The organism is Roseomonas sp. 18066, from assembly GCF_902706185.1.
GTDB lineage: Bacteria > Pseudomonadota > Alphaproteobacteria > Acetobacterales > Acetobacteraceae > Pseudoroseomonas.
Genome location: NZ_CACSJM010000199.1, coordinates 1 through 9,397 on the forward strand (window position 1 = coordinate 1; position 9,397 = coordinate 9,397).

At 72.4% G+C, this 9,397-nt stretch carries 9 protein-coding genes; 2 read left to right on the forward strand and 7 right to left on the reverse strand.

What is annotated here, in order from left to right; genetic code table 11:
• Positions 1–691: methyl-accepting chemotaxis protein (locus GVN67_RS30235; RefSeq protein WP_235035513.1), on the forward strand; the 691-nt coding region annotated here is incomplete at its 5' end.
• A 105-nt stretch (positions 692–796) separates the two neighbouring features.
• Here GVN67_RS30235 and pcaB read toward each other — a convergent pair.
• The 7 genes from pcaB to GVN67_RS26235 all read right to left on the reverse strand — a co-directional run bounded on the left by pcaB (position 797) and on the right by GVN67_RS26235 (position 7,965).
• Positions 797–2,152 carry a 3-carboxy-cis,cis-muconate cycloisomerase gene (gene pcaB, locus GVN67_RS26205; protein ID WP_160000270.1) on the reverse strand — a complete coding sequence of 452 codons (1,356 nt, stop codon included), beginning with the start codon at positions 2,150–2,152 and terminating at the stop codon, positions 797–799.
• A gap of 22 nt (positions 2,153–2,174) precedes the next feature.
• On the reverse strand, positions 2,175–3,332 hold the full coding sequence (locus GVN67_RS26210) for an alpha/beta fold hydrolase (RefSeq protein ID WP_160000271.1): 1,158 nt from the start codon (positions 3,330–3,332) through the stop codon (positions 2,175–2,177).
• A 67-nt stretch (positions 3,333–3,399) separates the two neighbouring features.
• Positions 3,400–4,722 carry a TRAP transporter large permease gene (locus tag GVN67_RS26215; RefSeq protein ID WP_160000272.1) on the reverse strand — a complete coding sequence of 441 codons (1,323 nt, stop codon included), beginning with the start codon at positions 4,720–4,722 and terminating at the stop codon, positions 3,400–3,402.
• On the reverse strand, positions 4,719–5,207 hold the full coding sequence (locus GVN67_RS26220) for a TRAP transporter small permease (RefSeq protein ID WP_160000273.1): 489 nt from the start codon (positions 5,205–5,207) through the stop codon (positions 4,719–4,721). The genes GVN67_RS26215 and GVN67_RS26220 overlap by 4 nt, the downstream gene beginning before the upstream one ends.
• A complete protein-coding gene (locus GVN67_RS26225) occupies positions 5,200–6,240 on the reverse strand; it encodes a TRAP transporter substrate-binding protein (protein ID WP_160000274.1) in 1,041 nt (346 codons plus the stop codon). Before GVN67_RS26225 ends, GVN67_RS26220 begins: the two co-directional genes overlap by 8 nt.
• 77 nt (positions 6,241–6,317) lie before the next feature.
• Positions 6,318–7,151, reverse strand: coding sequence for an ABC transporter permease (locus tag GVN67_RS26230; RefSeq protein WP_160000275.1), 834 nt, complete (start codon positions 7,149–7,151; stop codon positions 6,318–6,320).
• A complete protein-coding gene (locus GVN67_RS26235; protein ID WP_255430443.1) occupies positions 7,141–7,965 on the reverse strand; it encodes an ABC transporter ATP-binding protein in 825 nt (274 codons plus the stop codon). Before GVN67_RS26235 ends, GVN67_RS26230 begins: the two co-directional genes overlap by 11 nt.
• Before the next feature lie 150 nt (positions 7,966–8,115).
• Here GVN67_RS26235 and GVN67_RS26240 point away from each other — a divergent pair.
• A partial coding sequence (locus GVN67_RS26240) for an NAD(P)H-hydrate dehydratase (RefSeq protein WP_235035515.1) occupies positions 8,116–9,397 on the forward strand: 1,282 nt, incomplete at its 3' end.

Below are 9,397 nucleotides of genomic sequence, written 5' to 3' on the forward strand. Positions count from 1 at the left end.
GGCCAGCCAGGGGGCGAGCGGGCATATCGGCGCGGTCGCGGCCTCCGCCGAGGAGCTGGCCAGCTCGATCGACGCGGTGGCGCGGGAGGTCAACGCCTCGGCCGAGGCGGCGGCGCGGGCCACCACCCTGGTGCGCGCGGCGGAGGCCGAGGTGCAGGCGCTGGCCAGCGCCGCCGAGGCGGTGACGCCGGTGCTCGGCCTGATCGACGCCATCGCCAAGCAGACAAACCTGCTGGCGCTGAACGCCACCATCGAGGCGGCGCGGGCGGGCGATGCGGGCCGCGGCTTCGCGGTGGTCGCCGGCGAGGTGAAGGCGCTGGCGCAGCAGACGGCGCAGGCGACCGAGCAGATCGTCACCCAGGTGGATGCGATGCGCGCCGGCAGCGGCAGCGCGGTGCGCGCCATGGGCGCCATCGCCAGCGCGATGCAGGAGCTGGACGCCATCGCCGGCCAGGTGGCGGCGGCGACCGAGCAGCAATCGGCCGCCACCCGCGGCATCGCCGGCGCCGTGGCCCATGCCGCGGCCCAGGCGGAGGAGGCCAGCCTGCAGGCCGGCGGCACGCGCGAGCGGCTGGCGGAAATGGGCACCGCCTTCGCCGCGCTGCGCCAGGATGCCGGTCAGCTGGCCGGGCAGACCACCGTCATGCACGACCGGACGGACAGCTTCCTGACCGCGGTGCGCGCGGCTTAATATTTTGCCTCAGGCGCCGGCGCCGCCTCCGGCGGCTTGGCTACGCCGCAGAGGCGGCGGCGCCCCTTCGGGCGCTCGGCCGGCGGTGCCGGCCGCAGGTTCCGCTCAGCCCTGCAGCCGCGCCAGCACCCGGTCGATGAAGGCCTGGGTGCTGCCGAGATAGCCGGCCGGGTCGGTCAGCTTCGCGATCGCGGCGGCGTCCAGCTTCTGCGTCACCGCTTCGTCGCGCGACAGGGCCTCGGCGAGGGAGACACCCTCGGCCAGGGCGACGTCGCAGGCATGGTGGACCGCGTCATGCGCCGGGCCGCGGCCGAGCTCGCGGGCCAGGCCCATCATCACCGCCTCGGCGACGATCAGCCCGCCGGTGCTGTCCAGGTTCCGGCGCATGCGGCCAGGGTCCACCGTCATGCCCTCGGCGATGGCGATCGCCTGGGCCAGGGCGCCATGGGCCAGGGTGAAGGCCTGGGGGACGGCGAGGGGCTCGGCCTGCCAGGGGCCGGTGCCGCGCTCCTGGTCGACCGCCATGGCGCCCAGCATCTGCGGCACCAGCGCCTGCACCCCGCGCGCCTGGGCGAGCACGTATTCGCAGGCGATCGGGTTGCGCTTCTGCGGCATGGTCGACGACCCGCCGCGGCCGGGGGCATGCGGCTCGAACACCTCTGCGACTTCGGTCTGCATCAACAGCATCACGTCGGTGGCGAATTTTGATAATGCCCCGGTCAGCAGGCCGAGGAAGCAGACCGCCTCGGCCATGCCGTCGCGGGCGACATGCCAGGGGGCGTCGGGCAAGGCCAGACCCAGCTCTTCCGCCAGCGCCTCCGACACCGCGATCCCCTGCTCGCCGAGCGAGGCCAGCGTGCCGACGGCGCCGCCGAATTGCAGTTTCAGCACGCGCGGGCGCAGCTGGCGCAGCCGCTCGGCCATGCTGATCAGCGGCGACAGCCAGATCGCGCATTTGTAGCCGAAGGTCACCGGCAAGGCGTGCTGCAGATGGGTGCGGCCGGCCATCACCAGGTCGCGGTGCTCCACCGCCTTCGCGGCCAAGGCGCGGTTCAGCCGGTCGAGGTCGTCCTCGATCAGGGCCAGCGCCGCGCGCAGCTGCAGCACGATGGCGCTGTCGATGATGTCCTGGGTGGTGGCGCCCCAATGCGTCCAGCGCCCGGCCTCGGGCCCCGCCATGGCCGACAGCTGCTTGACCAGGCCGACGACGGGGTAGCCGGTGTTGCGGGTGGCCACGGCCAGGGCTGCAAGGTCCAGCTTCTCCGGCTGCTGCGCGGCGGCGCTGATCGCCTCGGCGGCCTCGGCGGGGATGATGCCGAGCCGCGCCTCGGCCCTGGCGAGGGCGCCTTCGACCTCCAGCATGCGGGCCAGGAAGGCGGCCTCGCCCATGATGCCGCGCATCGCCTCGGTGCCGTAGAGCACCGACAGCACCGGGCCGTCGGCAGGATTGACGGAGAACATGGGCGAGGGGCCTTTCAGCGCGTCAGGCGGCTTCGTCGAGCAGGCGGTAGGTTTCCTTGGCCAGCTTCAGCGCGTGGTTGGCCAGCGGCACGCCGGCATAGGCGCCGACCTGCAGCAGAACTTCGGACAGCTCCTCGGGCGTCACGCCGGTCTGGCGGGTCGCCTTGACGTGCAGGACGAATTCCTCGTGCCGGCCGAGGGCGGCCATCATCGCCAGCGTCAGCAGGCTGCGCGTGTGCCGCGCCAGGCCCGGCCGGGTCCAGATCTGCCCCCAGACATTTCTCGTAATATACTCCTGGAAGGGCTGGTCCAGCGGCGTCACCGACAGGCTGGCCCGCGCCACATGCGCCTCGCCCAGCACCGCCTTGCGCACCGCATAGCCGGCGGCCAGGAAATCCTCGGGCGGCTGCCACTGGGCGTCGAGATGGGCGAGCATCGCCGCCGTCAGCGCCTCGGCCGCCTCGTAATTCGGGATATGGCTGGCGCCGGGCAGCACCACCAGCGGCGCCTCGGCGAAGCGGGCGCGCACCGCTTCGGCCGCGGCCAGGGGGGCGGCGGGGTCGTGCTCGCCCAGGATCACCGTGGCGGGCATGGCGAAGCGCTCGGGCAGGTCGCCGGCCGAGGCGTCGCGCAGCGCGGCGCCGGCGGCGGCATAGCCCTCGCGGTCGGTGCGCAGCAGCATGGCGCGCAACCCGAGCCCGCCCGGCGTGTCGGGATGCGCGACCCAGCGCGGCATGACGGCGTCGGCCAGCACCTGCGTCCCCTGGGCCCGCACCGCGTCGATCCGCGTCTGCCAGGTGGCGGCATCCGGGTAGGCCAGCGCGGTGCCGACCAGGATCAGCGAGGCGACGCGCTCAGGCGCCAGCGCCGCCAGCTGCAGCGCCACCCGCCCGCCGATCGAGCAGCCGGCGACATGGGCGCATTGGATGTCGAGCGCATCCAGCAGCGCCAGCGCATCGGCCGCCAGCAGCGCCATGGAATAGTCGCCGGCGGTGACGCCGGACAGGCCGTGGCCGCGCAGATCCGGGCGGATGACGCGGAAGCGGCGGGCCAGCGCCATCGCCTGCGGGTCCCAGATATGCTGGGTGGTGCCGATGGAATGCAGCAGCAGCAGCGGCGGCGCCTCCTCCGGCCCTTCCACCACGCAATGCACCAGGTGATCGGCGATCTGGACGAACATGCTGAGCCTACCCTGTGATTCGTGCCGGCCGCCGCCGCCATCCCGCGCCGAGCTTAGCCTGATGCGCCTAGCCGAGCCAGCGCACCAGCAGCAGCGACAGCGCCGGAAAGGCCGTGCAAAGCACCAGCCGCAGAAGGTCCATCGCCAGATAGGGCATGACGCCGCGATAGATCTTGGCCATCGGCACGTCGCGGGCGAGCCCCGCCACGACGAAGACATTCAGCCCGATCGGCGGCGCGGTCAGGCCGATGCCGACGACGATGAGGACCAGGATGCCGAACCAGATCGCCGTCTCCTCCGGCGTCAGGCCGAAATCCAGCGCGGTGACCACGGGGAAGAAGACCGGCAGCGTCAGCAGGATCATCGCCAGCTCGTCCATCACCGCGCCGAGCACGATGTAGCTGGCCAGCAGCAGCGCCAGCACGCCATAGGCCGGCAGCGACTGTTCGGCGATCCACAGCGCCAGCAGGTCGGGCGCCTGGGTCAGCGCGAGGAAGGCGTTGAACACCTCGGCGCCGAGCAGGATGGCGAAGATCATCGCCGTGGTCTCGGCGGTGCCGCGCAGGGCCGCCACGAAGTCGGCGAGGCTGAGGCTGCGCCGGGCCAGCGCCACCGCCAGCGTCGCGACCACGCCGATGGCAGCACTTTCGGTCGGCGTGAAGATGCCGCCATAGATGCCGCCGATGACGGCCACCGCGATGGAAAGGACGGGCAGGACCCGCAGCAGCGCCGCGCGTTTCTCGGGCCCCGACATGGCCGGGGCGGCCGGCATCGATTCCGGGCGCAGCCGCGCCTGGATCATGATGGCGATGACGTAGGAAAACGTCGCCAGCAGGCCGGGGATCAGGGCGGCCATGAACAGCTTGGCGATGTTCTGCTCGGTGCTGATGGCATAGACCACCAGGATGACGCTGGGCGGGATCAGGATGCCGAGCGTGCCGCCCACCGCGATGGTGCCCGTGGCCAGGCCGGGCGCGTAGTTGTAGCGGCGCAGCTCCGGCAGCGCCGCGCGGGCGAAGGTGGCGGTGGTGGCGACCGAGGAGCCGCAGACCGCGCCAAAGGCCGCGCAGGCGCCGATGACGCCGATGGCGAGGCCCCCGCGCCGCGCGCCGACCAATGCCTGGGCGGCGGTGAACAGGTCGCGCGCCAGCCCGCCGCGCTCGGCGATCGCCCCCATCAGGATGAAGAGGGGAATGACCGAGAGCGTGTAATTGGCAAACAGGTGGTAGGGCGTGGCCTTCAGGTAGTTCAGCAGCACGTCCAGCCCGACGATCTGCTGGTAGCCGACGGCGCCGACCAGCAGCATGGCCAGCCCCACCGGCGCGCGCAGCACGATCAGCAGCAGCATGGCGCCGAAGCCGATGCCGGCCTGCAGGAATTCCTCGCTCATGCGGCCCTGGCCTTCAGCAGCCGTTGCGCCGCCAGCCCGGCGGCGAGCGCGGTCGCCAGGAAGGCCAGCGCGCCCAGCCCGATGCCCGGCCAGATCGGCACCGCCAGCACCATGCTGCGTGTGTCGCTGGCCACCGCCTCCAGCGTGCCCAGCGTCATGCGCCAGGCAAGCGCGAGGGCCACCAGCCCCCAGACGATGTTCCAGAAGGCGTCGACCGCCGCCTGGACGCGCCGCGGCAGCCAGGTGGTGAAGCTGTCGACCAGGATAGGGCTGCCGGCCAGCGTGCCATGCGCCAGGAAGCCGAAGACGGCGATGCCGGCGCCCATCTGCACCAGCTCGAAATCGCCCGGGATCGGCTGGTCCGTCAGCCAGCGCCGCAGCACGCTGGCCGTGGTCAGCAGCGCGGTCGCCAGCAGCAGCAGGCTGCCGCCCAGCATCAGCGCATTCGACAGCCGGGCGACCGGCCCGCTTTCCGGGTCAGGCATGACGGGCGAAGGTGGCGCGGGCATCCGCCAGCAGCGCGGCGGCGTCGAAGCCGCGCGCCGCGCCCTGGGTCGCCCAGGCTTCCGTCACCGGCTGGCAGGCGGCGCGCCAGCGGGCGGCCTCCTCGGGCTCCAGCTCGATCAGGGAGTTGCCGCGGCGGCGGGTCATCTCGGCGACGGCGACCGCCTGCTCGTCCAGCATGGCGCCGACCAGCGCCGCCGCCGCCTCGCCCGACTGCGCGTCGAGCACGGCGCGGAGGTCGGCGGGCAGGGACTGGTACTTGGCCTTGTTCATCGCGAGCACGTTCGACGCCGTGTAGAAGGTCGGGTTGCCGGGGAAGCTGGTGTGGTTGCGCACCAGCTCCTGCAGCTTGATCGAGGGCACCACCTCCCACGGCACCACGGCGCCGTCGAGCACGCCCTGGCTCAGCGCCTCGGCCACCTGCGGCACCGGCATGCCGATGGGGGCGGCGCCGAGCGCGCGCAGGGCCTCGCCGGCCTGGCGCGTCGGGAAACGCAGCTTCATGCCATGCAGGTCGGACAGCTGCCGCACCGGGCGCTTGGCATGGATCAGCCCGCCATCATGCGACCAGAAGCACAGCGGGTGCACCTCGGCGAATTCGGCCGCCAGGTGTTTCTGGGCGAATTCCTGGGTGGCCTTGGCGTTCGCCAGCCCGCTGCGATTGGCGATGAAGGGCAGCTCCAGCACCTCGATGCGGGGGAAGCGGCCGGGGGTGTAGCCGGGCAGGGTCCAGGCGATGTCGGCGACGCCGTCGCGCGCCTGGTCGAACAGCTGCGGCGGCGCGCCGCCCAGCTGCATGGACGGGAAGATGCGGATCTTCAGCCGGCCGTTGGACGCCTCCTCCACCTTGCGCGACCAGGGGAGAAGGAAATTGCGGTGGACGTTGGAGACGGCGGGCAGGAAGTGGTGCAGCCGCAGCGTGACCTCGTCGGCCCTGGCCGCGCGGGGCAGCAGTGCCGGGGCAGCAAGCGGGACGCCGGCGGCGAGCCGCAGCAGATGGCGACGTTGCACCATGGTCAGATCCTCCCGAGCGTGTGACCTCTTCCATAGCTTGGCCAGCCGCGCCGGGGCAATCAGCCTGCGCGGGCGGATCAGATCTCCTGGTTCTGCCCGCGCATCGCCCAGCCGGTGACCCGCGCCTCGATGGCCGCCGCCACGACATACATGGCGACGCCCATGGCCGCGGTGACCATCAGCCCGGCGAAGACCAGCGGCACGTCGAAGCGGCTGCTGGCCAGCATCATCAGCTGGCCGATGCCGGCATTGGCGGCCACCGTCTCGGCCAGGATCGAGCCGACGAAGGCCACGGTGATGGCGATCTTCAGCGAGGCGAAGAAATAGGGCATCGCCCGCGGCAGCCCCACTTTCCGGATGATGTCGAACGGCCTGGCGCCGAGCGCGCGCAGCACGTCGCGCAGCTCCGGCTCCACCGTGGCGATGCCGGTGGCGACGTTCACGACGATCGGGAAAAAGCTGATCAGAAAAGCGGTGATGATGGCGGGCACGGTGCCGATGCCGAACCAGATCACCAGCACCGGCACCACCGCCACCTTGGGCACCGAGTTGAAGCCGATCAGCAGCGGATACAGCCCGTGATACAGCAGGGTCGAGCTGCCGATGGCCACCCCCAGCGCCAGGCCGAAGACGATGGCGAGCGCGAAGCCGGCCAGCGTCGTCATCAGCGTCTGGCCGGCATTCTCCAGCAGCGGCTGCCACCATTGCAGCATGCTGGCGCCGATGGCGCTGGGCGCCGGCAGGATGAAGGGGTCGATGCCGAAGCCGCGCACCACCGCCTCCCAGACCAGGAAGGCGGCCAGCACCACCAGCCAGGGCAGCACCCGCTGCAGCCGGCGGCGGCGCTTGGCGCGCGCCAGCATGGTCGCGACGCGGCGGGCATTGGCCGCGCCCTTCTTCTCAGACGACATGCGCGACCTCCTCGCCCCCAGACTTATCTTCGCGTCGCGCCGCGCTGATCTCGGCGCGCAGCCTGTGCTGCAGCGCCTGGAACTCGGCGCCATAGGTGTCTTCCAGCCGGCGCGGGCGGGGGAAGGGGACGGCATGGTCGGCGATGATCCGCCCGGGCCGCGCCGACATCACCAGCACCCGGTCGGCCAGGAAGGCGGCTTCCTTCAGGTCATGGGTGACCAGGATGACGCTGGGCTTCAGGCCAGTGCAGAGATCCTGCAGGTGCACCCAGAGATCCTCGCGGGTGAAGATGTCGAGCGCGCCGAAGGGCTCGTCCAGCATCAGCAGCTTGGGCTCGTGGATCAGCGCGCGGCACAGGCTGGCGCGCTGCTGCATGCCCCCCGACAGCTGGTGCGGGAATTTCTTTTCAAAGCCAGCGAGGCCGACCAGGGACAGCAGGTGGTGCGCCTTGGCCTCATAGGCGGCGCGTTCGGCGCGCAGGCGGCGGCGATGCGGCTCCACCACCTCCAGCGGCAGCATCACATTGTCCAGGATGTTGCGCCAGGGCAGCAGGGTCGGGTTCTGGAAGGCCATGCCGACCGAGGACAAAGGCCCATCCACCTCCCGCCCCTCGACCGAGACGCTGCCGGCGGTGGACGGCCACAGCCCGCTGACCAGCTTCATCAGCGTCGACTTGCCGCAGCCGGAGGGGCCGACGACGGCCACGAACTCGCCCTGCGCCAGGCTGAGGCTGGTGTGCTGCAGCGCGAGCGTGCCCTCCGCCCCACCATAGCGCATGGCGACATCCTCGATCTCGACGAATTTTTTTTCCACGTATCGGCACCCCCGGCGGCGGGCCTCCTTTGCCAGGAAACGGCACGCCGCCGCGAGAGGCGAATGCGCGGAGGCGGATGATTTTCGTCACAAAACTCCCGCGCGATGGCGGGCGTTCCACGGATGGATGCCCTGGACTAGCCTGCCGCCATGAACCGCCACGCTCTGCTGACACCGGAAGAAATGGCCCGCGCCGATGCCGCGGCCATCGCGTCCGGCCGTTCGGGCGAGGCGCTGATGCTCGCCGCCGGCCGCGCCGTCGCCCTGGCCCTCCGCGCCCGTTTCACCCCGCGCCGCACCCTGGTCCTGGCCGGGCCGGGCAACAATGGCGGCGACGGCTATGTCCTGGCGCGGCTGCTGGAGCAGGCGGGCTGGCCGGTCGCCGTGGCCGCGCTGTCGCCGCCGCGGCCGGGCAGCGATGCTGGCCTGGCCGCCGTCCGCTGGCGTGGCCCGGTGGTGCCCTTCACCGTTGCCGAAATCGACCGCGCCGCGCTGGTCGTCGATGCGCTGTTCGGCGCCGGGCTGTCGCGGCCGCTGTCGCCCGAGGTGGCGGCGCTGCTGCGGGCGGTGCGCGCCCCGCTGGTCGCCATCGACATGCCCTCCGGCGTCGACGGCGCCACCGGGCAGGTGCGCGGCTTCGCCCCCCAGGCGGCGCTGACGGTCACTTTCTTCCGCCGCAAGCCGGGCCACCTGCTGCTGCCCGGCCGTGACCTCTGCGGCGAGACGGTGCTGGCGGATATCGGCCTGCCCGACTCCGTGCTGACGGAGATAGACCCGCAAGCCTTCCACAATGCCCCCGGCCTGTGGCGCCCGCCGCTGCGGGGGGCGGCGGACCACAAGTTCAGCCGCGGCCATGTCACCATCCCCTGCGGCGCGGCCCTGCCCGGGGCGGCGCGGCTGGCGGCGGGCGCGGCGCGGCGGGTCGGCGCCGGGCTGGTCAGCCTGGCCACCGACGACGCCGCCACGGCGGCCCTCCTGCGCGCCGGCGAGCCCGGGCTGATGGTCACCACCGACGCCGTGGAAATATTGCTGCAGGACCGCCGCCGCGACCCCTGGCTGCTCGGCCCCGGCCTGCCGCCGGATGCCGCCACCCGCGCCGTGCTGCGCCAGGTGATCGAGGCCGGCCGCGCCGTGGTCGCCGATGGCGGCGCGCTGACCGCCTGCGCCGGCGCGCCGCGCGCTTTGCGCGGCGCCGCCATCCTCACCCCGCATGCCGGCGAGTTTCTTCGGGTTTTCGGCGACCCCGGCGCCGACCGGCTGAGCGCCGCGCGGAACGCCGCGAAATCGACCGGCGCCGTCATCATTCTGAAAGGCTCCGACAGCATCATCGCGGCACCCGACGGTCGTGTCGCCATCAACGCCAACGCGCCCCCGGCGCTGGCCACGGCGGGCAGCGGCGATGTGCTGGCGGGGCTGGCGGCGGGGCTGCTGG